The 23,366-nt window shown below is 60.2% G+C and carries 19 protein-coding genes and 1 pseudogene; 5 read left to right on the top strand and 15 right to left on the bottom strand.

Annotated elements, in window-relative coordinates; translation table 11 throughout:
• Both M5B42_RS27590 and M5B42_RS27585 read left to right on the top strand, forming a co-directional pair.
• Positions 1-2,757: pseudogene (locus M5B42_RS27590) on the top strand (hypothetical protein); the annotation flags it as partial.
• A 126-nt stretch (positions 2,758-2,883) separates the two neighbouring features.
• Entirely contained in the window at positions 2,884-4,428 is a 1,545-nt protein-coding gene (locus M5B42_RS27585; RefSeq protein ID WP_248747579.1) for a hypothetical protein, read from the top strand.
• A 72-nt stretch (positions 4,429-4,500) separates the two neighbouring features.
• Here M5B42_RS27585 and M5B42_RS27580 read toward each other — a convergent pair whose 3' ends face one another.
• The 8 genes from M5B42_RS27580 to M5B42_RS27545 all read right to left on the bottom strand — a co-directional run bounded on the left by M5B42_RS27580 (position 4,501) and on the right by M5B42_RS27545 (position 13,083).
• Positions 4,501-6,078, bottom strand: a complete 1,578-nt coding sequence (locus M5B42_RS27580; RefSeq protein ID WP_248747578.1) for a hypothetical protein — start codon at positions 6,076-6,078, stop codon at positions 4,501-4,503.
• Between the two features lie 268 nt (positions 6,079-6,346).
• Complete coding sequence (locus tag M5B42_RS27575) at positions 6,347-7,291, bottom strand: hypothetical protein (RefSeq protein ID WP_248747577.1); 945 nt, start codon at positions 7,289-7,291, stop codon at positions 6,347-6,349.
• A gap of 428 nt (positions 7,292-7,719) precedes the next feature.
• Positions 7,720-8,373: an HAD family hydrolase gene (locus M5B42_RS27570; protein WP_248747576.1), complete on the bottom strand. Its 654-nt coding sequence runs from the start codon at positions 8,371-8,373 to the stop codon at positions 7,720-7,722.
• Positions 8,374-8,407: 34 nt separating this feature from the next.
• A complete protein-coding gene (locus tag M5B42_RS27565; RefSeq protein ID WP_103499153.1) occupies positions 8,408-9,397 on the bottom strand; it encodes an ABC transporter ATP-binding protein in 990 nt (329 codons plus the stop codon).
• Complete coding sequence (locus M5B42_RS27560; protein WP_248747575.1) at positions 9,394-10,194, bottom strand: ABC transporter permease; 801 nt, start codon at positions 10,192-10,194, stop codon at positions 9,394-9,396. The genes M5B42_RS27565 and M5B42_RS27560 overlap by 4 nt, the downstream gene beginning before the upstream one ends.
• A complete protein-coding gene (locus M5B42_RS27555; RefSeq protein ID WP_248747574.1) occupies positions 10,181-11,044 on the bottom strand; it encodes an ABC transporter permease subunit in 864 nt (287 codons plus the stop codon). Before M5B42_RS27555 ends, M5B42_RS27560 begins: the two co-directional genes overlap by 14 nt.
• Complete coding sequence (locus tag M5B42_RS27550) at positions 11,023-11,829, bottom strand: alkaline phosphatase family protein (RefSeq protein ID WP_152737198.1); 807 nt, start codon at positions 11,827-11,829, stop codon at positions 11,023-11,025. Before M5B42_RS27550 ends, M5B42_RS27555 begins: the two co-directional genes overlap by 22 nt.
• A gap of 186 nt (positions 11,830-12,015) precedes the next feature.
• Entirely contained in the window at positions 12,016-13,083 is a 1,068-nt protein-coding gene (locus M5B42_RS27545) for an ABC transporter substrate-binding protein (RefSeq protein WP_103499360.1), read from the bottom strand.
• Between the two features lie 372 nt (positions 13,084-13,455).
• Here M5B42_RS27545 and M5B42_RS27540 point away from each other — a divergent pair, with 372 nt between their 5' ends.
• The gene (locus tag M5B42_RS27540; RefSeq protein WP_103499359.1) at positions 13,456-14,169 is read left to right on the top strand and encodes a UTRA domain-containing protein; all 714 of its coding nucleotides are present in this window, start codon (positions 13,456-13,458) and stop codon (positions 14,167-14,169) included.
• A gap of 51 nt (positions 14,170-14,220) precedes the next feature.
• Here the strand turns inward: M5B42_RS27540 and M5B42_RS27535 are convergent, their stop codons facing one another.
• The 7 genes from M5B42_RS27535 to minC all read right to left on the bottom strand — a co-directional run bounded on the left by M5B42_RS27535 (position 14,221) and on the right by minC (position 21,018).
• Entirely contained in the window at positions 14,221-16,392 is a 2,172-nt protein-coding gene (locus M5B42_RS27535; protein ID WP_248747584.1) for a mechanosensitive ion channel domain-containing protein, read from the bottom strand.
• A gap of 63 nt (positions 16,393-16,455) precedes the next feature.
• Positions 16,456-16,632, bottom strand: coding sequence for a hypothetical protein (locus M5B42_RS27530; RefSeq protein WP_178129737.1), 177 nt, complete (start codon positions 16,630-16,632; stop codon positions 16,456-16,458).
• 198 nt (positions 16,633-16,830) lie between these two features.
• Positions 16,831-18,120, bottom strand: coding sequence for a M18 family aminopeptidase (locus M5B42_RS27525; protein ID WP_100940888.1), 1,290 nt, complete (start codon positions 18,118-18,120; stop codon positions 16,831-16,833).
• A 59-nt stretch (positions 18,121-18,179) separates the two neighbouring features.
• A complete protein-coding gene (locus M5B42_RS27520) occupies positions 18,180-18,815 on the bottom strand; it encodes an RluA family pseudouridine synthase (RefSeq protein WP_248747573.1) in 636 nt (211 codons plus the stop codon).
• Between the two features lie 191 nt (positions 18,816-19,006).
• Positions 19,007-19,261, bottom strand: coding sequence for a cell division topological specificity factor MinE (minE, locus tag M5B42_RS27515; protein ID WP_007898843.1), 255 nt, complete (start codon positions 19,259-19,261; stop codon positions 19,007-19,009).
• A gap of 3 nt (positions 19,262-19,264) precedes the next feature.
• Positions 19,265-20,077, bottom strand: a complete 813-nt coding sequence (minD, locus tag M5B42_RS27510; RefSeq protein ID WP_100940886.1) for a septum site-determining protein MinD — start codon at positions 20,075-20,077, stop codon at positions 19,265-19,267.
• Between the two features lie 203 nt (positions 20,078-20,280).
• Entirely contained in the window at positions 20,281-21,018 is a 738-nt protein-coding gene (minC, locus tag M5B42_RS27505) for a septum site-determining protein MinC (RefSeq protein WP_248747572.1), read from the bottom strand.
• Between the two features lie 121 nt (positions 21,019-21,139).
• On the opposite strand from minC, the gene M5B42_RS27500 reads away from it, so the two are divergent.
• Positions 21,140-22,072 carry a lipid A biosynthesis lauroyl acyltransferase gene (locus tag M5B42_RS27500; RefSeq protein WP_152737193.1) on the top strand — a complete coding sequence of 311 codons (933 nt, stop codon included), beginning with the start codon at positions 21,140-21,142 and terminating at the stop codon, positions 22,070-22,072.
• Between the two features lie 70 nt (positions 22,073-22,142).
• Complete coding sequence (locus M5B42_RS27495; RefSeq protein ID WP_103498751.1) at positions 22,143-23,321, top strand: patatin-like phospholipase family protein; 1,179 nt, start codon at positions 22,143-22,145, stop codon at positions 23,319-23,321.
• Positions 23,322-23,366: the final 45 nt, after the last annotated feature.

Here is a 23,366-nt window from a genome sequence, read left to right as displayed (position 1 = left end):
CACGAGCAGCTGTTCTTTACAATCAGTAAGGGCTTTATCGTCAGGGGCGATGCCGACCCGGTGTTCTACCGGGTGACCGTCCCAGGGCAAACTCACGAGGACTCAAGGCGGCTGAGGTTGTTCGTCAAGCTTGACCGCCCCGGCGGCTACGACGATACCCCGTCGATTCCCGGCCATTCAGGTCTGCTTTATGAGGTTCCACAAGAGATTATCGACAATGGCGTCGGACCGATTGAAGCCGATGCCGGGGTGGATATCACCATTCTCCATTACGAATTCATGCGTAAAAATGACCGTATCCGCCTGGCCTGGGGGCGAGTGATCGTGGAGCACACCGTCCAACCGGACGAGGTGGACACGGACATCCCGATCCATATCGACAGAACGGTCATCGAGGCCGCTCAAGACGGTCAGATCGACATCGCTTATCAGGTGGTGGATGTCTGCAACAACTATCCCGATGAGCGTGAACCCTGGTCCGCGATTACCACCGTGCAGGTCGACCTGGGCGGAGACTGGCTCGATGCGCCGCAGGTGCTGGTCAACGATCGTCCCGTCCGAGAGATTGACCTCGAACAGTTGGCGGGGGCCGATGTCATTTGCCGGGTGTACGTCAATGCAACCGATCATGCCGTCGGCGATACCCTGCGCCTGACCTGGGTCGGCACACCGGCCCAGGGCAATACGCCGGTGATCGTCGGCCCTCTCGACAGGACCGTCGAATTCATCCCTTTCCAGTACGACTTTCCCATCCCCTACGAATACGTGGAGGCGATTGCCAAGGGACGGGCGTCGGTGTCTTACCTGCGGGTCAGGAGCGGTGTGGCGGATCGCCCGTCGAAAAATGCCAACGTCACGGTGGTGGGGGACATTGCCTTGCCCGAACGCCCGAGTTTTGTGGAGTCGAGTGGCAGCGTGCTGGACCCGGACCTGAATTTCTACACCATTTCAGTGCCCTATTACCCAGGGCGCCAGCCCGGGGATCACCTCTACATCGTGTTTGAAGGACTTGACGCCAGCAACAACCCCACCGGTTTCGACATTAACGCGTATGTGAGTAATGAACCGAATGGCGATCCGGTTCTGCGTAATGTGGACAAGAATGAAATCAAGCGACTCGATGGCGGTTCGCTCACCGTTTACTACTGGATCAATAGCCAACGTAAATCACAGGAGTTGACCTTGTCCGTCGGTAGCGGTCAGCCCGACCTGGACAAACCCGACGTTATCCAGGCCAATAACGACGTCCTGAATCCGGACGATGTGAATCCGAGCATCGGGGCCGATGTCGTGGTGCCTTACACAGGCACACTGGTGAATGACATTATCGGGTTGCGCTGGAGAGGTTCGATCAGCAGTCCACCGGATCAAGAGACACCTCCGCTAAGCTCAGGCTCGGCCGGTAGACCCTACCCCTTTGTCGTACCGTTTCAGTATGTGATCGGTAACTTGAACGGCACGGTAAACACCGACTATTACATCAAGCGTACGGGCTCTCCGATTCAACGCTCGCTGGTACGTGAGCTGACCATCGGTGCGACCTCTGGGGGTGAACCGATCATCAGCGATATCCGTGACTCCAAGGGCAGCATTGCACCGGGCGGGAGCACGAGTGAAACGAGCGTCACCGTCATCGGTACGGCGATCAAGGGCGAGCAGGTCCAACTCTACGATACCGGCAACCCCGTTCCCATCAGCATACCGGCCACGGCGGATCCCACTACCGGTATCTGGCGCGTGGTGATCAGCGGGCTTGCCTACAAGCTCTATATCCTCAAGGCCAAGGCGCTTTACGGCACCGGCGCGGAGTCGTCCGAACGGCGTTTTACCGTTCGGGCGAGTGTCGCACCGACCCTGGACAACGTTAAGGACGGGAATGGGGCCGAGATTGCGAATAACACGACCACGGAATGGCCGAACGTGACCTTGCATGGCAGGGCCCAGGGTAACGAGAGACTCAACGTGTTTGATGGCCGTCAATTACTGGGTGTCGTCAATGTTCCCGCCAATGGCAATTGGCAATACCCGGTGAATCGATTGTTGTCAGGCCCCCATAGTCTGCATGTCGAGGCGCTTTATGGCAGTGGACTTCCGCCTTCGGCCACCCGCAGTTTCACGGTACGGCTGAATCTGCGCAGACCGTCGATACCCAAGGCCTATAACCCGCCGGCGAATGATCGCATCCGCATGAGTGATATCTACTATGACGATTACCTGGAGGTCGAAGTCCCGCATTACACCGGCATGGACCCTATCCATACGCTCAAGGTCCGCTGGGAAGGTCGGGTCGACTATCACGACGGCGCGATTGTCCCGGTGGGACCTAATCCGGGACCCAGGCGGCTGCGGGTGCCCAGGTTGGAAGTGGTCGACAATATCGGTCGCTCGGTCCAGGTGGGTTACAGCGTGAAGGAAACCGCCACCAGCGAGACATTGGAATCGGTGCGCACGACGCTGCATATCGATGCCCAGGCTTTGAATTTACCGGCGCCGGTATACTCCAGTGCGAACAGAAGAATCACCGTGAGCCATGCCGATATAAGGACCGGTTACAAAATCAGGATTCGATGGACGGGTGTTGTCGTTCACGACGGACCTGAAGTCGATCTGACAACGGGGCAGGCCTATCAGTTTGATGTGCCTGCTGCCTGGATCAGCGAGAACCAGGGCACAACGGTGCTGGTTAACTATACGGTCCACCGTACCGGTACAACTGATCTCCTGATGTTTTCGCAGGTGTTGAGGTTGCACTTTTAAACGAGCAATCAATAGCGCTTGTCGAGCGTGGGAGGGCCTTCGGGCTCTCCCTGTCTCGGTTGTTGACCTCTGTCATTACAGATCTTCTGTTCGAAGACAAGGGTGTTCACAATGAGAAAAATACACTTGGCCGGTCTGATGATCGCCTTCCTCGTCGGCTGCACGTCTTCTACGTTTCAGGCGACGAACGTTACGACGGCGAATATTAATCAACGCAGTGGTGAGGAAACGGCTGCAAACTTGACAAGGCAGTACAATAACACCGCTGCCAATTGCGGATCGTCGACCACGCCCGCTTTTCTGTGTTCGGGTGTTATCTTGAGAATAACGAAAACCAGCCCGAATTATGACCCTTGGGAGCATAGCGACTTTTCGAGGGAAACGGATGCGGTATCGTTTTCGTTTTTGAGGGTTGATACGAAGTTTGTGCGCACGCCTTGGGGGAGGGCTAATGGCCTTATCTTCTACCCTTATTTTTCTGCTCCCAGCGATAAAATCAGACCTGAGGTCATCTGTTATTTTCCCCTGGACGGTGCCACCTTTTATCGAACCGCACCGGGGCAGTTCGGTTGCCGTGACAGTATCATTACCTACCCCTACCCTGAAGTCAGTCGACCTTGTCGCGAACAAAATATCACCACGGCCGAAGAATGGATCGCGCATTATCGAAACCCTGCGGGAAGCGCCAGGCCGAATGCGTATTCGTGTTCTTTCATGGTCAGAAATGAGTTGAATGCAGAGGCTGTTCAGGCCTTCAATCAAGCCATTCGCGTCAGAGGATTGATGGGGGCGACAGCCTTTGCTGATCACAATGAACTTCGGATCAAGGCATGGCCTGAGAATCAACCTGCCGTCCTGCCGATCGAAGCGTTTTTCTACACCGTGATCGGTTCGGACAGCGGTTTGGACAATGCTCGAATAGACCAGCAAAAATACCATGACCGCACGAATGGTCTGGTTGTACCGATCATCCGCCTGACGCTTCCAGCGACGCAGGCAGACAACGCGACATTCAGTTATAACGCTGCGGATCAGGCCATATTACCCAAGCCGACCAAACCCCGGCCTTCAGTCCCCAAAGCCTATAGAACAGCTGGAAACGAGCAATGGCTCAGGATGGCGGATATCTACACGGACGATATCGTCAACCTCGAAGTTCCGCACTATACCGGGATGGACAAAGACGACACCCTCAAGCCGCGTTGGGAGGGCCGAGTCAGTTACAGCGGGGCGATTACCACCGTGGGCAACCCACCAGGAAAAAGACTGATCCCTATTCCGCGGATGGAGGTCATCGACAATATTGGCCGAACGGTTGACGTCGGATACTCCGTCAAGGAAAAAGGGGTCGGCGATACGATAGAGTCTGAAAAATTGACACTGCATGTCGACCCTCAGGCCGTGACATTACCGCCGCCTACTTATTCGGGTTCAACTGTGACCGTTAATGTCGGACAAGCCGGTTATACGGTCGGTGTTCGTTGGATGGGCGTAACCACTCGTGACACCGCTGTACAAAATGTCGTGGTCGGTCAACCCAATACCTTTGCCATCGACAATGCCTGGATCACCGAAAATCGCGGCAAGACCGTGCTGGTCAACTATTCGATAAAACGCTCGGACAATACAGGGGATCGGATGTTTTCCTGGGTGCTTCGGGTTCCGCTCTGAAGGCTCGCGTCTCTCAACATCATGGGGCCCCCATCGCGTGATACGCAGTGGGGGCTTGATGAGTGATGTGATTCAAAAATTGACCCTGAGCACCTGAGAGAACATCCGTTGTTCGCTACTGTTCGTGCGTACGATCGAATAGTTGATCAGCACGGTCTTGCCGCGATTTTCGGTGATCCAGGCAGTGGGGATATCAAAGGTATTGGATTGGCCGGTGGTCACCGCCTGTGTTTCAGTGTCGCGAGTGGTGGTGCCTGTCCAGCGAACCCTGACGTTATAACCGGTCTGTCCGCCATAATTCACGGTCACCTTATAGGTCGAGGCGGCGTACGTGGGGGCTGGAAGCGGATGAATCGCTTGAGGGTCGATATGCAGTGTCAGTCTTTCAGACTCTATTGTGTCGCCGACCCCTTTTTCCTTGACGGAGTATCCGACCTCGACCGTTCGGCCGACATTGTCGATGACCTCCAGGCGAGGAATCGGGATCAATCTTTTTCCGGGTGGATTACCGACTTCGGTAATCTCACTGTTATAGCCGACCCGGCCCTGCCAGCGCACCCTGATGGTATCGGTGGCGTGCATGCCCGTGTATTGAGGGATCTCCACATCCACGTGGTCATCGGTGTAGATATCGCTGATTTTCAGATGATCTCCCGCCGCGTTATAGGCTTTGGGGACCTTGGGTTTGAGTTTTGTCGGTGTGCCGGGCAATACCGCTTGATCTTCTGCTCGGTAGGCAAAGGTGGCGTTGCCCGACTGAGTCGTCGGTAAGGTGAGTAAAATGATAGGGGCGACAAGCCCACCTGTCTCGTTATAAAAGTCCTGTTGGTCATGCCGTGCAGTCGCCAATCCGCTGCCAAAATAGAAAAAGGCCTCGAGTGGAAGCGTGTTTCCGATACCCTGAGACCAGGTGGCCAGCCTCAGTTCATTTTGTACGGTGAACGACTCTGCGGCATTCAATGCCATGGCTTGCAGGCCGGCATTGAATGCGCTCACCGCGCCTGTGCCCAGCCCCGACCTGACATTAAAGCCACATTGGTGTCGTCTGCGAGGCTCTGCAGGGACGCTTAGATAATGTGCCTGCCACTGCGCGGCGGTCGTGATGCCTTGGTCCTGGCACTCTCGACTGCTGCTGGGATCGGCGATATTCGTATTGTAATCGCAGCCTTGCTTATTCGGTCTGTTGTCGGTGTCGGCATCGAGGGGGAATAGGCAGAGTACTTGAACATTTACTTTTCCCTCCGGGCGCCGGAGCGGAGGGTAAAAAATAAACCCATTATTGTAGCCGAAGGCTAACTTGTTATATTTTGAATCGGCCCGTAAGTAGGAAAACGAAACGCCACCGCTTATTTGAGAGGGCGGGCTTGGATCCCAGGCGTGATAACTGCCTGCTTTGGTCGCCCTGAAAATAATGCCTGAGCATAGAAAGGCCGCCAAGCTGGCGGAACCGCAATTAGCGGCCCTGTCGTTATAGCGCTCAGTCAACTGTCGGGCGGTTTCCGCGCCCGCGCGCTCATTGGCGTTATAGCTCTGAATATTCGCGGGTAACGTCGGCGACTGAACCGTACAGCCCGATAACAAAGCGAGTGTGAGGATTATAAGTGATGTCATTTTCATGACGTGACTCAGATAATATTCGACACGCATCATGTTCATCCAACTCCCGAAAGGGGTTTTCTGAGAACGGACCCTACCGAATTGCACCCTGCGTCGAGGGGGTTGGAGTCCGAGCCCAGGTTCAATAGAGCGAAATGGCGTTTCGTTCTCCTATAGGCGTGCGGATGTCCCATTGCCTCGGCTGGCTTGGAGCAAGCCTCAAGGATTGATCATGAAGGCGTTGGCCGCTCCCACGGCTCACCCGCTGGAGTTCCGTCTTGATTTCAGCTAGTTGCCCGCCGCGTTAGTAAGCCTCGGGTAACTAGGGCTCGAGTTTTTTCGGTGTGCCAGGAAGTACTGCCTGGTCCGCTACGTTGTAGGTAAACGTGGCGTCCTCCAAGGGGGTGCCAGGTAAGGTGAGACGAATGATGGGGACGACGATGCCCCGGGTTCGGTCATAAAATTTCTTCTGGTCGATTCGTGCATTTGCCAGCCCGGTGTCGGTATAGAAGAAGGCTTCAATCGGTAATATTGCGGGCTGAGTCTCAGGCCAGGCTTTGATGCGCAGTTCATTGTGATCGGCAAAGGCTTCAGTGGGTATCAGTGAGCGTACCCGAATGGCTTGATTGAAGGCCTGTACCGCTTCAGCGCCCAAGATATTGGCGACTATGAAGGCACAGGAGTGCGAGGTTCTATCTTGAGGGACCCCGTAATAGTGGGTCACCCACTGCTCGGCAGTGATAATGTTTTGCTCCCGACACGGCGTGCTGTCAGGAAAAACATGCGGAGGAACAATGCTGTCCCGGCATCCATACTGCCCAGGTGCATCCCGATAAAATGTGGCGCCGTCGAGCGGGAAATAACAGATCACTTCAGGTTTGATTTTTTCGACGGGGGTACTGAAGTAAGGGTAGAAAATAAAGCCGTTGGCCCCACCCCAAGGCGTGCGAGCGAGTTTCGCATCGGCTCTCAAAAAAGAAAAAGAGACCGCGTCGGTTTTTAGTGAAAAATCGCTGTGATTCCAAGGGTCGAAATTGTCACTGGTGGTGGTGATTCGTAATATCACGCCCGAGCAGAGGAAGGCCGGGGTGGTCGGCGTTCCGCAGTTGGCGGCGGTATTGTGATAGGCCATAGTCAGGCTTCTGGCAGTCTCTTCACCACTGCGTGAATAAGCAGGGTTGAGCGAGCGGTTCGATTCCGGGAGCGGAGACAGCGCACAGCCCACTAGCAGAAGAATAAATACCGTCATCAGGTATCGGGTTTTCATGTGTTTATCTTCTTGTGCCGGTTGAAAGGAGAGAGCACTGCGAAGTCAGAAAGGCCGTAGATGCTGGAGGTATTAACCTGCGGATAGGGGGCGGTGTCTACTGTCAGAAATGACAGGTCAAGGAGGGAAATGCGTACCATTGGTCGGATGGTCATGTCTGACAGCAGACGCAGTTTTTTATCGCGCGGGCTTGCCCTGGTGCCGTTCAGTCAAGGCAATTTGAAGTTGAACGCAGACTTGTGGCGAGCGGGCTTGCCCGCGTTGGGCTGCGAAGCGGCCCTAAAATCAGCGACTTCATTGTGTCAGGCAGAGCGCAATCACAGGTTTTGCGACTGCTTCGCAGCCGAACGCGGGCAAGCCCGCTCGCCACACGTCTTAGCCAGGCTTGACAGCGTGTTTGACTGACGGGCATTAACCCTTGCCCTGCCTCAGCTCCAGACGTGAACCGGCCACCCGGCCTTTTCCGCCTGCGCCCGCAGCACCGGATCGGGATTGACCACATGGGGATGATCCACCTTGAGCAACAACGGCAGATCATTGCGTGAATCCGAATAGAAACTCGCGCCTTCCAGGTTCTCGCCTTCGGCATCCAGCCATTCCATCAAGCGCACGATCTTGCCTTCGCGGTAGGTGAGGGTGCCGACGGTGTGGCCGGTGTAGACGCCATGCAGGATGTCGAGGTCGATGCCCAGCACTTCGTCGATGCCGACGCGCTCGGCAATCGCCTTGACCAGGTGGATGCCCGACGCCGAGATCACCAGGATCCGGTCACCCGCCGCGCGGTGGGCGGCAATCGCCTTGCAGGCGTCGCTGTAGATCAGCGGCTCGATCACGTCTTCGACCCAGGGCCCGACCAGGTGGGCGATTTCTTCCGGGGTGCGCCCGGCTATCGGCTCCAGGCTGAACAGCATGTAGTCTTCCATGGCCAGTTCACCCTTGCCGTAGGCGTCCATCAGCTCATTGTTGCGCTGCATGAACGTCTCCGGGTCGACCCAACCCAGGCGAACCATCTGCTCGCTCCAGAGCGTGGCGCAGTCGCCGTGGATCAGGGTGTCGTCCAGATCAAAAATTGCCAGGGCCATCAGTACTGCTCTCTCTTCAAACGCTCTAAGGACATCAGGCTACCTCACACAGGGCACTCGGATCGATAGACAGCGACAAACGCCGGCCTTCGGGGTGCAGGTCGGCGGCCGAGCGGTTGAGCACGTCCACCACCAGTTCCACGCCCCGGGCCTCGACCCGGTAACGAATCACGTTGCCCAGCAAGCTGTGACCGCGAATCAGCGCGTCCAGTTCACCCTCGGCACGCAGTTCGATGGCTTCCGGGCGAATGGCGATGCGGCTGTTGATCGGCCGTTGCAGCAGGCGGCTGGCCGCGTCGGCGTCGAGCAGGTTGTAGTTGCCGATAAAGCCGGCGGCAAACACGTCCACCGGAGCGGTGTAGAGGGATTCGGCGTCGCCGCTCTGGACGATCTTGCCCTGGTTCATCAGGAAGATCCGGTCACTCATGGTCAGGGCTTCTTCCTGGTCATGGGTGACGAAAATGGTGGTCAGGCCCAGCTCGCGCTGGATCGCCCGGATCTGCTCGCGCAGGTGTTTGCGAATCCGTGCATCGAGGGCCGACAGCGGCTCATCGAGCAACAGCAGGCGCGGGCGGGTGACCAGGGAGCGGGCCAGGGCCACGCGCTGGCATTGGCCGCCGGACAACTGGTGCGGGTAGCGCGCGGCGAAGTCGTGCAGCTCCACCAGCCTGAGGGCTTCCATGACGCGCTTGTGGCTGTCGTCGGCATTGACCTTCTGCATCTTCAGGCCGAAGGCGACGTTCTGTTCCACGGTCATGTTGGGGAACAATGCGTAGCTCTGGAACACCATGCCGATCGCGCGTTTCTGCGGGCTCAACGGGACGATGTCCTGGCCGTCGAGGAGGATCTTGCCGCCGTCCACCGAGGTCAGGCCGGCGATGCAACGCAGCAGGGTCGACTTGCCGCAACCGGACGGGCCGAGCAGGGTGACGAATTCACCCTTGGCGATTTCGCAGTTGATATCACTGAACACCGTGGTGCCGGCGTAGGTTTTTTTCAGGTTCTGGACACTGATGAAGCTCATTGGCTTTTGTCCTTGTTCAGGCGGTTGGCGACCCAGGTGAGCACCAGCACGAAGAGGAAGTAGGAGATCACGAGGGCACTGGTGAAGTGGCCGCTGCTGTTGCGCATGTTGTTCAGGTACACCTGCAGGGTTTCATAGCGGGTACCGACCAGGATGTTGGCGAACACGAACTCGCCGAACAGGAAGGAGAACGACAGCAGCAGCGCGACCATCAGGCCCTTGCGCAGATTCGGCAGCACCACCAGGAACGCTGCCTGCCAGGTGCTGGCACCGAGCAGGTGGGCGGCGTCCATCAGGTCGCGCAGGTTGATCGCCTGCAGGTTGTTGGTGATCGCCCGGTACATGAACGGCAAGGCCACGGTGAAGTAGCAACCGATCAGGATCCACGGCGTGCCGACCATGGCGAACGGTCCGGAACCGTAGAGCTGCAACAGGCCCACCGAGGACACCACCGGCGGCACCGCGAAGGGCAGCAGGATGAGGATGTTCATCAGCGCGTCGAGCTTGGGGAAGTGGTAGTGCACCACGAACAGCAGCGGCAGGATCAGCACCACCGACAACACCAGGGAGCCGACGCAGACGATCAGCGACTGGCCGAAGGCATTGAGGAAGCGCGGGTCGCTCCACAGTTGCAGGTACCACTTGAAGGTGAAACCGGCGGGCAGGATGGTCGCCGACCAACTGCTGGCCAGGGAGTAGACCAGGGTGCCGGCCAGCGGCAGCAGCAGGATCAGGAACAGCAGGTAGACCACCCCGCGGTGGTACAGGGCGGCGGAGCCGGGTTCAGCGCGCGACATGGTAGCTCCTTTTCAACAGCCACTGGTGGATCACGGTCACGAAGGTCATCAGGCCCACCAGCACCACCGCCAGGGCACTGGCCATGTTCGGGTCGAGGCTGATGTCGCCGGAGACCATGGCGGCAATACGGATCGGCAACACGTTGAAGTTGCCGGTGGTCAGGGCATACACCGTGGCGTAGGCGCCGAGGGCGTTGGCCAGCAGGATGACGAAGGTGCCCAGCAGTGCCGGGGTCAGCACCGGCAGGCCGATATGCCGCCAGAACTGCCAGCCGTCGGCGCCGAGCAGCGCGGCGGACTCGCGCCAGTCTTCGCGCAGGGCGTCGAAGGCCGGGTAGAGCAACAGCACGCCGAGGGGAATCTGGAAGTAGGTGTAGAGAATGATCAGGCCGGTTTTCGAGTACAGGTTGAAATCCTGAATGATCCCGGCCTGTTTCAGCATGATGGTGAAGGTGCCGTTGAAGCCCAGCAGGATGATGAACGCAAAGGCCAGCGGCACGCCTGCGAAGTTGCTGGTCATGTTGGCGAATGAGTTGACGAAGTCCCGCAGGCGCGAGTCGACCCGGCGCAGGGAGTAGGCCCCGAGCACGGCGATCAGCATGCCGAACACGCTGGACCAGAAGCTGATTTCCAGGCTGTACTGGATCGCCTGCAGGTAGAACTTCGAGCTGAAGATCTTGCTGAAGTTGGCCAGGCCCCAGCCGTCGTCTTCCGACTGCACGCTGTTGATCAGCACCCACACCAGCGGCGCGATCTCGAACACGATAAAGAACAGGGCAAAGGGCACCAGGCAGAGCACGGCGAGCCATTTGCCACGGGTGAGTGAATTCACTTCAACAACTCCCGGCATACAGGTTTGTCATGGGGGACGCCCAGCAGCTCGCAGATCGTGCCGCAGAGCTGCGTCTGTAGGGGCGTGGCGTCGGGGTTGAAACTGAAGGCATCGCCGAGGACGAACAGCGGCACTTCGCGTTCTTCGGCCAGCAGGCCGTTGTGCGAGCGGTCGTTGTTCATGCCGTGGTCGGCGGTCACCAGCACCTGGTAGCCGGCGTCGAGCCAGCCTTGCAGGTAGTCGGCCAGGATGATGTCGGCGGAACGCGCGCTGTTGCGGTATTGCGCGGTGTCGAGGCCGTGCTTGTGACCGGCGTCGTCGATGTTCATCGGGTGCACCAGCAGGAAGTTCGGCGCGTGTTGCAGGCGCAGGCTTTCGGCATCGGCGAACAGATGGGAATCGGGGTAGTGGTCGACCCAGTAGAAATGGCCGTGCTGGATCGCCAGGTTTTCATCCCGGGTGTGCCGGTCACGGGCGGCGACGAAGGGCGTGCGGTTGTACAGCTCGCTGACCCAGTGATAGGCCGCCGCGGCGGTGCTCAGGCCGGCGTCGCGGGCGTAATGGAACACGCTGCGCTGGTTGGACAGGCGCGAGACGTGGTTGTGCACGATGCCGCTCCGGATCGGAGCCACACCGGTCAGAATGCATTCGTAGAGCGGTCTTGAGAGCGAGGGCAACTCGCATTCCAGTTTGTACAGCGCCGCGCGTCCTGCGCCTGCGTAAGCCTGGAGATGGCCCATGGCATGGCGGGCGACCTCATAGTTCAGGCCATCGAGCACGACCAGGATAACGTTGTGCGGCATAGACCGGGCCTCGTCATGAAGGGGAATATCAACCTCCCCCGGTAGGAGCGAGCTTGCTCGCGATGGACGTCAACGATAACGCGGGAAACCTGATGCCCCGCGGTGTACCGGCGACCCTCGCGAGCAAGCTCGCTCCTACAGGGGAGCCCATTGTTCCCGCTATCGTGCGGGAACAATGGTTGTGGGTTATTGCATGTTGATGATGACTTCTTCCTGCCACTTCTGCGGCAGTGCCTTGGAAGTTTTTTCCCATGCATCGGCGTCTTTGATCGGCGTGACTTTCTTGTACTGCTCGTTAGGCAGCAGCTTGGCCTTCACGTCTTCCGGCAGGGTCAGGTGTTCGGCACGGATCGGACGGGCGTTGCCGCGCGCCAGGTTGATCTGGCCGGCGTCGCTGAAGATGTACTCACGCGCCAGTTTGGCCGCGTTCGGGTGCTTGGCGTATTTGTTGATGATGGTGGTGTAGCCGGAGATCACCGAACCGTCCGATGGAATCAGCACCACGTAGTCATCCGGGTTGGCCATCTTGGCCTTGTAGCTCAGGCCGTTGAAGTCCCAGACCACGCCGACTTCGACTTCACCCTTTTCCATGGTGGCGATGGTCGGGTTGGCGAGCGACAGGCGACCCTGCTTGGCGATCTCGGCAAACATCAGCAGCGCGGGCTGGATGTTCTTCTCGTCACCACCGTTGGCCAGGGCAGCGGCCAGTACGCCGTTGGCGGCCTGGGCGGCGGTGCTCACGTCACCGATGGAAACCTTGTATTTACCGGTCTTGAGGTCAGACCAGCTTTTCGGCGCTTCGGAGCCGTGCAGCAGCTTCTTGTTGACGATGAACGCGATGGTGCCGGTGTAGGCCAGTGCCCAGTTGCCGTCCTTGTCCTTCGCCCAGGCCGGAACCTGTTCCCAGGTGCTTGGCTTGTAGGGTTGGGTCACGCCCTGCTTGACCGCGATCGGGCCGAAGGCGGCACCGACGTCGCCGATATCGGCGCTGGCGTTGTCTTTCTCGGCGGCGAACTTGGCCACTTCCTGGGCCGAGCTCATGTCGGTGTCGATGTGCTTGAGGCCGTACTTGTCGCTCAGGTCTTTCCAGGTGCCGGCCCAGTTCGCCCAGTCATCGGGCATGCCGACGCTGTTGACGGCGCCTTCTTGCTTGGCGGCGGTTTCCAGTGCTTTCAAATCGGTGCCAGCAGCCATGGCCGAGGTGCACAGGGCAATGGTCGAGCCTAACAGTGATGCCAGGAAAAGCTGTTTCATCCGAAGCTCCTTTGGGCGTTTTCAACGCGGCGATTTTTATAAAAAGTAGTGCGGTGGTTTGAATCGTTTGGTCTAGGTCAGCAATACCTGAGCCAATTTAAGCTTGCTGGATGACACTTTGATGTCGGCATCAGTCCTGCAAGGTTTTTTATCGGTGGTGTTCATGACCACCCCGTTAAGCGTAGACCATGGTTAACTAGCTGATATTAAAGGGTTTGATCATTATGGAACGACCGTCCACGTGCACCGTTTCGTCGCTTTGTCACATATCAGTCATCTGTATTGCCTAGGCTGGGCATTACAACTGGAGACCGCGATCCCGTGCGGTTGTGCCCTAAAACAGTGCTGGTCTAGTCCAGATAGGTAACGTTGATGCGTGAAGAGGCTCCAAAGGCGGTGACAGCCATCGGTCAGGCCCTGCATGAGCAGATCGGACACGGCTTGTTGCCACCGGGTAGCAAATTGCCCGCCGAGCGCAAACTCAGTGAGTTGTTCGGTACCACCCGGATCACCGTGCGTGAGGCCTTGTTGCAACTGGAGGCCCAGGGGCTGATCTATCGCGAGGAGCGCCGGGGCTGGTTTATTTCGCCGCCGCGCCTGGCCTATAACCTGATGCAGCGTAGCCACTTTCACGCAATGGTCAGTGCCCAGGGGCGGGTGCCGTCGACCCAGGTGATTTCGGCGCGTTTGCAGCCGGCGTCGGCGGCGGTGTGTGACTGGTTGCAGTTGCCGGCCTTGTCCAGCGTGATCCAGATCTGCCGGGCGCGGCGGATCGATGAGCGGCTGGTGCTGTATGTCGAGCATTACCTCAATCCGCAGTATTTCCCGGGGATTCTGGAGTTTGATTTGAACCAGTCGATCACCGAGCTGTACGCCCGGCATTACGACCTGCATTACGGGCGGGTCAGGTTCGAGATTGTGCCGACGTCACTGCAGGTCGAGGCGGCCGCGGCGTTGCGGGTGTCGGTGGGGAGCCCGGGCTTGCGGATTGCCCGGGTCAACTATGACCAGCATGAACGGCTGATCGACTGCGATCTGGAGTTCTGGCGACATGATGCGATTCATGTCGGGGTGGATGTGGTTTAGCTATTCCCCCCTGTAGGAGCGAGCAAGCTCGCTCCTACAGGTTCGTGGCGCTCAGGATTTCGGTGCGGCTTCCGTTTCCGGACCGCCACCGGCGGTCACCACCTGCACACTCAAGCGCGGGGTCGCCAGGTCCAGTCCGGCCTCATCCATGGTGCGCTTGAGCGCCAGGTTGAAGGCCCGGGAAACCTCCCACTGCCGGATCGGCGCGGTCTTGAAGCGGGCACGCAGGATCGCGCTGCCGGACTCGAAACTCTCTACCCCCTGGATCTCCAGCGGCGACCAGATATTGCGCCGTTGCAACGGGTCGCTGCGCATCTTCTGGCCGACATCGCGCATCAGCTTGATCGCGTTGTCGATGGGCATGTTGAACGGGATCGCCACCCGGAAGATCGCGTAGCCGAACTCCCGCGAGTAGTTCTTGATGCTCTTGATCTCGCTGAACGGAATGGTGTGGACGATCCCGTCGATATCCCGCAGCCGCACCGTGCGGATGGTCAGCCCCTCCACCGTGCCGAGGTGGCCGCCGACGTCGACGTAGTCGTCGATGGCCAGGGAGTCCTCGATAATGATGAACAGGCCGGTGATCAGGTCCGCCACCAGCGACTGCGCACCAAAGCCGATCGCCAAACCGATCACACCGGCACCGGCCAGCAGGGGCGTGACGTTCATGCCCATGTTCGCCAGGGCGACGATCAGCGCAATGATGAAGATCGCCACGAACAGCACGTTGCGGATCAGCGGCATCATGGTCTGCGCCCGGGCATTGGCCAGGCCTTTGCGCGAACGGGTCAGGGCATGATGCACGGCGGTGTCGCTGAGAATCCACACCAGCCAGGCGAAGATCAGCGTGCCGCCGAGGCTGAACAGCCTGACGCTGACCTCATGCCCCTCGCCCTCGGTGAAGCCGATCAGCGACATGCCCCAGACCCGCAGGCCCAGTTCGATAAACACCAGCCACACCGCCAGGTGCACCAGGGTGTAGCCGAAGTTGTTCAGGCGCTCGGAGTACAGGGCATGGCGCTTGTGGCCGCGATGGGGCTTGAGGGCGTGGCGGCGCACCAACCCGTTGATCACCATGCACAACACCACCAGCACGGTGCAGATCAGCGACTGGCGCAGGGCCGTGCTGGTGTCGCCGGCCGAGATGAAGGTGGCGAACAGCGAGATCGCCACCAGGATCAGCGCCGGGACGAACCAGAAGGTGCCGAGGATCGCCAGGGTGTCGCTCAGGGCGCGGCGGTTCAGGCGCCGGGACAGCGGCTGGTTGCGGATCAGGTGGGCGATGGGGCGGCGGAACCGCACGATGAACAGTCCAGTGGACAGCGCCGCCATGACATTGGCGAAGGTCGCGGCGGTGTGGGCCAGGTGGCTGCCGAGGCTGGCGATCATCCGTGGGTCGCTGAGGGCCTCGCCAAAGGCGGCGAAGCTGCCGATCAGCCACAGCGGCCGAAAGGCCCGGCGGCGGAGGATGTACAGGGCCTGATGGCGATGCTGGCCGTCGAGCACGGAGAAGGCGATCACGCAGATGGCCGAGAACAGGGTGCCGACCACCAGGGCGTAGGCCAGCACCATCGCCAGGTTCTTGCCCAGGGACGAGGGCAGGGCGTAGCTCATGTACACGGTGATGAGCAGGGCGATCAGCCAGGGCCCGAGCTTGCGCAGGGCGAAGCGCAGCAGGTCGACGGTGCGCGGGTGTTGTGGCAACTCCTCGCTGAGGCCGAAGCGCAGGCGCACCTGGCGCCCGAGCCAGATCATGGCCCAGGCGAGGAAGCTCCAGAGCGCAAGGATCAGGGCGAAGGCGAAGACCATCGGCACCCACTCGCTAGCGGGCAGCGTCAGGTCCATCAGTTCACCCTTGGCCAGGTCGAATTCTTCCGACCAGCGACTGAGGGGGCTGTCGTCACCGGAAAACTGTTTTTCGAAGCCGGCGAGGGTGCTGCCGATCAGCCCCAGCACGCCTTCTTCGGTGGCCGGTTGGGCTTTCCTGGTGCTGTCGCGCAGCTTCTTCAGGTCGCTCAGCAGCTTGGCGCGTTGCTGGTCGTTCTCCAGGTTCTTGATTACCTCATCCAGGGATTGCGCCAGGGGCTCGCTGGGGACCGGCTGGGTTTTTTCCGCGCTGGCCAGCAGGCTCGGCAGGCCGGCTGCGTCGGCGCTGACCGATGGCAGGAGGCTCAGCAGACAGATGAATAAAACGACGGGCAAGGCGAGAAGGCGGGCAAACACTGGGCAGTCAACCATGGACGATACGGGTCGACGAAGTGTACGTCAGCCGTGGGGCCAATGCATTTAATCGGTCAACTGGGCGAGGATCTTGTAGACCACGGTGCCGAGGATGAACAGCATCCCGACCCAGATCAGCAGGACCCCGGCGTTGCGCTCGCGAAAGTTGAAACCGACGGCCAACATCAGCATGCCACCCAGGATGGGAATCAGCATGGTGTGGAAAGCGAAGGGCGTGATCATGACAACGACCTGATCGAGGGGGATACCTTGAGTCTAGGTCGGTTTGGCGGGTGTGTATCAGACCTGGAGGATAACGCTGAACTGTAGGAGCAGGGCTTGCCCGCGAATCGCAAGGACGCCGCGGTGTATCAGGGTAACCGCGTTATCGTTCTTCGCGGGCAAGCCCTGCTCCTACAGGTGTTGTGTCGCTCTCGGGTTCTATGGCAACTCGCGGCTGGCGTAGAACGCGCTCAACACTTTCACCAGGTGCGCCAGGTCATGGCTGCCGGCCAGTTCGCGGATCGAGTGCATGGCGAAGGTCGGCAGGCCGATGTCCACCGTACGCACCCCCAGGTGGCTGGCGGTGATCGGGCCGATGGTCGAGCCGCAACCCATGTCGCTGCGCACCACGAAGCTTTGCACCGGCACTTCCTCGGCCATGCACAGATGACGGAAGAACCCGGCGGTTTCGCTGTTGGTGGCGTAGCGCTGGTTGCTGTTGACCTTGATCACCGGCCCGGCATTGAGCTTCGGACCGTGGTTGGCGTCGTGCTTGTCGGCATAGTTGGGGTGTACACCGTGGGCATTGTCCGCCGAGACCAGCAGGGATTTCTGGATGGTCCGTACGAACTCGTCGCCTTCGGGCAGCAGGCGGCGCAGGGTCTGTTCCAGCATCGGGCCGTCGGCGCCGCAGGCGGAGCAGGAACCGACTTCCTCATGGTCGTTGCAGACCAGCACGCAGGTTTCTTCGCTGTCGGCGGTGAGCAGCGCTTGCAGGCCGGCGTAGCAGGACAGCAGGTTGTCCAGGCGCGCACCGGCGATAAAGTCGCCGTTCAGGCCGATGACCGCGGCGGCCTGGGTGTCGTAGAAACTCAGCTCGTAATCGAGCACCACGTCGGCATTGAGGCCGTGTTCGCGGGCCAGTTGCTCGGTGAGCACGGCGCGGAAGTCGACCCGCTCATCACCGGCGAACTGCGCGAGGATCGGCGGCAGCTCGTTCTGCGCGTTGATCGCCCAGCCCTGGTTGGCCTCGCGATTGAGGTGGATCGCCAGGTTGGGGATGATGGCGATGGGCAACTTGAAGTCGATCAGTTGGCTCTCGACCTTGCCGTCGCGGCGGAAGGTCACGCGTCCGGCCAGGGACAGGTCGCGGTCGAACCAGGGGGCGAGCAGGGCGCCGCCGTAGACTTCGACACCCAGTTGCCAGAAGCCCTGGCGTTGCAGTTCCGGCTGCGGCTTGACCCGCAGGCACGGGCTGTCGGTGTGGGCGCCGACCAGGCGGATGCCGCCCAGCAGCGGCGAGGCACGGCCGAGCTTGATGGCGACAATCGAAGAGTCATTGCGGGTGACGTAGTAGCGACCGTTGGCCTCGGTGTGCCAGGTCTCGCGCTCGTCGAGACGCTGGTAACCCGCCGCTTCCAGGCGCTGAACCAGGCTGGAAGTGGCATGGAACGGGGTAGGGGAGGCCTTGAGGAAGTCGATCAGGCCTTGGTTCAACTCTTCGCGCATAAGTAGCTCCAGACAGCAGTGCCAAGAGTTTACCGTATTTGCGGAGGGTTCCCACACACTCAGAAGGGGGCCGGGCACTCGAAGCGCAGGCGTTCGCCGCTTTGCGGGTGGGTGAAACCCAGCATGCTGGCGTGCAGGCACAGCCGTGGCCAGGCGGCCAGGGCCTGTGGATGGGCGTACAAACCATCGCCCAGCAACGGGTGACCGATGGACAGCATATGCACCCGCAGTTGGTGCGAACGCCCGGTGATCGGGGTCAGTTCCACCCGGCACCAGTCGCCGCAACGCTCCAGGACTTTCCAGAAGGTCAGCGCGTGCTTGCCGAACTCGTGGTCGACCACGTGGCGCGGCTTGGTCGGCGGGTCGTAGCGCAGGGGCAGGTCGATGCTGCCGCTGTCCAGTTCCGGTTGGCCCCAGCAGAGTGCGGTGTAGGCCTTTTCGGTTTCCCGGTCGTGGAACTGGCGCGACAGTTCGCGGTGGCTGTCCGGGTCGCGGGCCAGCAGGATGATCCCCGAGGTTTCCCAGTCCAGGCGATGGACGATACGGGCTTCGGGGTAGCCGTTTTCCTGCAGGCGGGTAATCAGGCAGTCCTTGTTGTCATCGGCCCGGCCAGGGACGGAGAGCAACAGGGTCGGCTTGTTCACCACCAGTACGGCGGCATCCTGATGGAGGATATGGATATTGGACAGCGGCATTAAAACAGTCTCGTAACAAACGCCAACGGCGACCCGAGGCCTAGCCTCCTGTAGGAGCGAGCTTGCTCGCGATGGTAGCCGGGACACCGCTGGGCATCAGCTGCCCCGCGTTATCGTTGACGTCCATCGCGAGCAAGCTCGCTCCTACAGAAAGGCCAGGTCCCGGGCCGCCGTGGCTCCGGCCGGATCGATCAACGATCGGGCAGGGTGATATTGAGTTCCAGGATCGAGCAGCTGCCCTGGTTTTCCAGCGCCACGTGCACGTCGTCGGACCCGATATTGACGTACTTGCGGATGACCTCCACCAGTTCCTTCTGCAAGGCCGGCAGGTAATCCGGGGTGCTGCGTTGGCCGCGTTCGTGCGCCACGATGATCTGCAGACGCTCTTTCGCGACCGACGCGGTGCTTACTTTTTTGCTGGCACGAAAGAAGTCAAAAAGGTTCATTGCTTAGTTGCCTCCAAACAGGCGCTCGAAGAGTCCTTTCTTCTTCACATCGAGGAAGCGATGTTCCACGGTCTTGCCCAGCAGGCGGTCGACCGCGTCGCTGTAGGCCTGGCCCGCATCGCTCTGGTCGTCGAGAATCACCGGCACGCCCTGGTTGGAGGCCTTGAGCACCGCCTGGGATTCGGGGATCACGCCCAGCAGGGTCACCGCGAGGATGTCCTTGACGTCTTCGACGCCGAGCATCTCGCCGTTGCTGACGCGCTCGGGGTTGTAGCGGGTCAGCAGCAGGTGTTCCTTGATCGGCTCTTCGTTGTTCTCGGCGCGGCGCGATTTGCTCGCCAGCAGGCCGAGCATACGGTCGGAGTCACGCACCGAGGACACTTCGGGGTTGGTCACGACGATGGCTTCGTCGGCGAAGTACATGGCCAGGTGGGCACCGGTCTCGATACCGGCCGGGGAGTCGCAGACGACGAACTCGAAATCTTCCTTGAGGGCCATCAGGACCTTTTCCACGCCTTCCTTGGTCAGCGCGTCCTTGTCCCGGGTCTGGCTGGCGGCCAGCACGTAGAGGTTTTCCAGGCGCTTGTCCTTGATCAGGGCTTGCTGCAGGTTGGCTTCGCCCTGGACGACGTTGACGAAGTCATACACCACGCGACGCTCGCAGCCCATGATCAGGTCGAGGTTACGCAGGCCGACGTCGAAGTCGACGATCACTGTCTTGTGGCCCCGCAGCGCGAGGCCGGTACCGATGGCGGCGCTGGTGGTGGTCTTACCCACACCACCCTTGCCGGATGTAACCACGAGAATCTTGGCCAAGGTGTATCACCCCTAAAGGAAAAAAGGACTTTCAGCCCCTGAAGAACGTCACTAAAAAATAACTGTAGTCGTGTAGCGTCGGTTGGAAATCGAGGAAAAGTCTGAAGAGCCTCGGGTTATTCTTACCTTTCGCGATTTCCCACACCGTTCGAGCTGTTTTCGCTACGAGAAGGTGACATTTTGGAAATGGCGGCAAGTATCCGTTAAAGCCGGATGATGTTCAACACGTCGCCCGACAAGCTGACCTGAACAGCGGTGCCCCACAAGGGATCGCGGCGCAAATCCTCGGAAACCTTGTACTGGCCGGCGATGGAGATCAGTTCGGCACTCAGTTGCTGGCAGAAAATCCGCGCCTTGGTATCGCCCTTGATGCCGGCCAGGGCGCGACCGCGCATGGGGCCATAAACATGGATGTTGCCATCGGCGAGAAGTTCCGCGCCGGGGCTGACGGAAGAGATCACCACCAGGTCGCCGCCCTGGGCGTAGATCTGCTGGCCGCCGCGTACCGGCGAGGTGATGATCTTCGTCGGTTTGATGGTCGGCTCGGGTGGTTTTTCCGGTTTTTTCTTTTCCAGGCCTTCAGTCGGGTCGACCGGCCGTTCGCGGGCGCCGGACGGCGGCAGTACCGGCAGGTCAATGGCAATCGCGGCGGCAATGTCTTCGATGCGGTTGGCGCGGATCGCCAGGGTGCGCAGGCCATGCTGGCGGCAGACGCGCATCAGCCCGGGCAGGTCGATGGGGCCCTGGCCGTCCGGCAGTTTGTCCAGCGCCAGCACCAGTGGGGTATTGCTGAAGAAGTTCGGGGCCTGGGCGACCTTGGCCGCCAGTTGCCGATCGAGGGCATCGAGGTTGTTCTGCGCCAGCTCCAGCACCGTGATGGCGAGCATACTGCCCTTCAGCTGGAACACGGGATCCTGGTCTAGCAGTTCGGTTTGGCTCATGGTCGGGATAACGCAGCTTGTCACTAAAAGTGCCGAGACTTATAACGAGAACGCCCTCGGGCCGCAAGCCGCCGCGAACCGTTGTAGAATGCGCGGCCTTGTTGTCTGTCCGGAATCACCCATGGATCGCCCGCGTTTTCGAGCTGCTTTTCTTCATCCCCGCTACTGGCTGCTATGGCTGGGGTTGGGCTTGCTGTGGCTGATTGTCCAGTTGCCCTATGGGCTCCTGTTGTGGCTGGGACGTTTTCTCGGGGCGGTGATGTATCGGGTGTCCGCCGACCGACGGACCATTGCCGCGCGTAATCTGCAATTGTGTTTTCCGGCGTTGTCCGACGCCGAGCGCGACCAACTGCTGCGGAAAAATCTCGCGTCCACCGGGATCGCCTTTTTCGAAATGGCCATGAGCTGGTGGTGGTCCAAGCCGCGCCTGGCACGGCTGGCTCATATCGAAGGCCTCGAACATCTGCAGAACGCTCAGCGTGAGGGCAAGGGCGTGATCCTGATGGCCCTGCATTTCACCACCCTGGAGATCGGCGCGGCCTTGCTCGGCCAGCGCCATACCATCGACGGCATGTACCGCGAGCACAGCAATGCGCTGTTCGATTTTATCCAGCGCCGTGGTCGTGAGCGGCACAACCTCGATTCCCTGGCGGTCGAGCGCGACGATGTGCGTGGCATGCTCAAGTTGCTGCGCGCCGGTCGGGCGATCTGGTACGCGCCGGACCAGGACTACGGGATCAAGCAGAGCGTGTTTGTGCCATTGTTCGGTATCCAGGCGGCCACGGTTACCGCCACCAGCAAGTTCGCCCGCCTGGGCAAGGCGCTGGTGGTGCCGTTCACCCAGCAGCGCCTGGCCGACGGCAGTGGTTATCGACTGGTGATTCATCCACCGCTGACGGACTTCCCAGGGGAAACCGAAGAGGCTGACTGCCTGCGGATCAATCAATGGGTCGAGGTGGCGCTGCGCGAATGCCCGGAGCAGTACCTCTGGGCCCATCGCCGTTTCAAGAGCCGGCCGCCGGGTGAGCCCAAACTCTATCCAAAACGCCGATAAAACCCTCCGGGTGTTGCGGCGGGGGGCAGGCGTGGTGTATCAGGATGTTACTGATTAATGGAGTGTCGCGATGAGCCCAGCTGAACCGGTCACCGGCCTGATTCTCTCTGGAGGGGGCGCGCGCGCGGCCTATCAGGTGGGGGTGCTGGCGGCGATTGCCGAGCTCTTGCCCGAGGGGGCGCCTAATCCCTTTCCGGTGATCGTCGGCACTTCGGCCGGGGCGATCAATGCGGTCAGCCTGGCCAGCGGGGCGATGGATTTCACCGCCTCGATCGAGCGCCTGACCGCGTTCTGGCAAGGGTTTCGCAGCCATCTGGTGCTGCGTAGCGATTGGCCGGGTGTGATACGCCAGGCCAGCCGTTTTGTCGGTCACAGCCTGTTGGGCATGGGTGCGCAAGTACCGGTGGCGTTGCTCGACAGCTCGCCCTTGCGCGACCTGCTCAATGACAAACTGCATCTTCCGGGTATCGACCACGCCATCGAGCAACAGCAGTTGCACGCCGTGGCGGTGACCGCGTTTGGTTATGAGTCCGGCCAGGCGGTGACCTTTTATCAGGGCAAGGGCGCTATCGACTCCTGGTTGCGCCATCGCCGGGTTGGCGTGCCGACCCGGCTGACGGTGGAGCACTTGCTGGCGAGTTCGGCGATCCCGCTGCTGTTTGCCCCGGTCAAGCTGGACCAGGAGTACTTCGGTGACGGTGCGGTGCGTCAGTCGGCGCCCATCAGTCCGGCGCTGCATCTGGGGGCGACCCGGGTGTTGGTGGTGGGGGTCAGTGGCAACCCGCGGGGTGTCGACACCGCCACGGAGCGGACGTATAGCGGACAGCAACCGAGCCTGGCGCAGATTGGCGGGCATATGCTCAACAGTACGTTTATCGACAGCCTGGAAAGCGATATCGAGTTGTTGCAGCGCTTGAATCAGTTCAGTCGGATGTTGCCGACACAACCGCGCAGCCTGGGCCTGGCGCCGGTGGATGTGCTGGTGATCGCACCGAGCCAGCCGATCGATGAAATCGCCGCGCGCCATCGTCATGAGTTGCCGGCGGCGTTGCGCTTTTTCCTGCGCGGGCCGGGGGCGACCCGGACCAGTGGCGCCGGGGTGCTGAGTTACCTGCTGTTCGAGGCGTCTTATTGCAGCGAGTTGATCGAGCTGGGGCGTCGTGATGCGCTGGCCAAGCGCGATGAGCTGTGCCGGTTCCTCGGGTTGCCGCAGGTCTCGCTGGTGGCACAGACGGCATCGGCGCTCTAGTTCCCGAGAACACGACACTACCTTGTAGGAGCCGGCTTGCTGGCG

Origin of the sequence: Pseudomonas sp. MWU12-2037, assembly GCF_023242345.1 — a bacterium.
Classification (GTDB): Bacteria; Pseudomonadota; Gammaproteobacteria; order Pseudomonadales; family Pseudomonadaceae; genus Aquipseudomonas; species Aquipseudomonas gingeri_D.
Note: the sequence above shows the minus strand (reverse complement) of the source record. Positions and strands in the feature narration are given on the sequence as shown.

What these genes read in the sequence shown, in the direction of transcription:
- M5B42_RS27580 (WP_248747578.1), bottom strand. Translation starts at nt 6,078, where the DNA reads ATGATGCGTGTCGAATATTATCTGAGTCACGTCATGAAAATGACATCA.
- M5B42_RS27575 (WP_248747577.1), bottom strand. Translation starts at nt 7,291, where the DNA reads ATGAAAACCCGATACCTGATGACGGTATTTATTCTTCTGCTAGTGGGC.
- M5B42_RS27570 (WP_248747576.1), bottom strand. Translation starts at nt 8,373, where the DNA reads ATGGCCCTGGCAATTTTTGATCTGGACGACACCCTGATCCACGGCGAC.
- M5B42_RS27565 (WP_103499153.1), bottom strand. Translation starts at nt 9,397, where the DNA reads ATGAGCTTCATCAGTGTCCAGAACCTGAAAAAAACCTACGCCGGCACC.
- M5B42_RS27560 (WP_248747575.1), bottom strand. Translation starts at nt 10,194, where the DNA reads ATGTCGCGCGCTGAACCCGGCTCCGCCGCCCTGTACCACCGCGGGGTG.
- M5B42_RS27555 (WP_248747574.1), bottom strand. Translation starts at nt 11,044, where the DNA reads ATGCCGGGAGTTGTTGAAGTGAATTCACTCACCCGTGGCAAATGGCTC.
- M5B42_RS27550 (WP_152737198.1), bottom strand. Translation starts at nt 11,829, where the DNA reads ATGCCGCACAACGTTATCCTGGTCGTGCTCGATGGCCTGAACTATGAG.
- M5B42_RS27545 (WP_103499360.1), bottom strand. Translation starts at nt 13,083, where the DNA reads ATGAAACAGCTTTTCCTGGCATCACTGTTAGGCTCGACCATTGCCCTG.
- M5B42_RS27540 (WP_103499359.1), top strand. Translation starts at nt 13,456, where the DNA reads ATGCGTGAAGAGGCTCCAAAGGCGGTGACAGCCATCGGTCAGGCCCTG.
- M5B42_RS27530 (WP_178129737.1), bottom strand. Translation starts at nt 16,632, where the DNA reads ATGATCACGCCCTTCGCTTTCCACACCATGCTGATTCCCATCCTGGGT.
- M5B42_RS27525 (WP_100940888.1), bottom strand. Translation starts at nt 18,120, where the DNA reads ATGCGCGAAGAGTTGAACCAAGGCCTGATCGACTTCCTCAAGGCCTCC.
- M5B42_RS27520 (WP_248747573.1), bottom strand. Translation starts at nt 18,815, where the DNA reads ATGCCGCTGTCCAATATCCATATCCTCCATCAGGATGCCGCCGTACTG.
- minE (WP_007898843.1), bottom strand. Translation starts at nt 19,261, where the DNA reads ATGAACCTTTTTGACTTCTTTCGTGCCAGCAAAAAAGTAAGCACCGCG.
- minC (WP_248747572.1), bottom strand. Translation starts at nt 21,018, where the DNA reads ATGAGCCAAACCGAACTGCTAGACCAGGATCCCGTGTTCCAGCTGAAG.
- M5B42_RS27500 (WP_152737193.1), top strand. Translation starts at nt 21,140, where the DNA reads ATGGATCGCCCGCGTTTTCGAGCTGCTTTTCTTCATCCCCGCTACTGG.
- M5B42_RS27495 (WP_103498751.1), top strand. Translation starts at nt 22,143, where the DNA reads ATGAGCCCAGCTGAACCGGTCACCGGCCTGATTCTCTCTGGAGGGGGC.